Source organism: Hydrogenovibrio sp. 3SP14C1, assembly GCF_029625905.1.
Lineage (GTDB): Bacteria > Pseudomonadota > Gammaproteobacteria > Thiomicrospirales > Thiomicrospiraceae > Hydrogenovibrio.
This window is the reverse complement of record NZ_JARTLM010000032.1, coordinates 1-368: the sequence shown is the minus strand read 5'-3', so window position 1 is coordinate 368 and position 368 is coordinate 1. Positions and strand designations below refer to the sequence as shown.

The following is a 368-nucleotide window of genomic DNA, read 5'->3' as shown; positions in this document are numbered from 1 at the left end:
ACACTGCCCTCACCACTGCATCCGTGACCATCGGTGCAGCAGGTAAGAAAAGCGCCGTATATCGTCGCCCAACGCCGGGAACGGTCAACCGCACCGTAACCAAGCCGGAAGTGGTTGAAGAGACCACAGCCCCTGTTTCTGCCGATCCTGAGCCTACTCAGGAAACCGTAACGGAAGCAGAGCCGGAAACCACGGCTGAAGTTGCTGCGAAAGAAGAACCGCCATTCGACATGGATGCAGCAAAGGAAGAAGTTACCGAAGAAGCTCCTTCCGAAGAAGCAGCAGCAGCACCGAAGACCGGTTCGCTGTTCGCATCGCTGGCTCGTAAGTAACCGATATGCTGCGGCTCATATGGGCCGCTCTCGTCG

General features: G+C 57.1%; 1 protein-coding gene. It reads left to right on the top strand.

Translation table 11 applies throughout. The features are described from left to right. On the top strand, positions 1-332 hold a 332-nt coding region (locus P8629_RS11510; RefSeq protein WP_278166272.1), incomplete at its 5' end, for a hypothetical protein. Positions 333-368 lie beyond the last annotated feature (36 nt).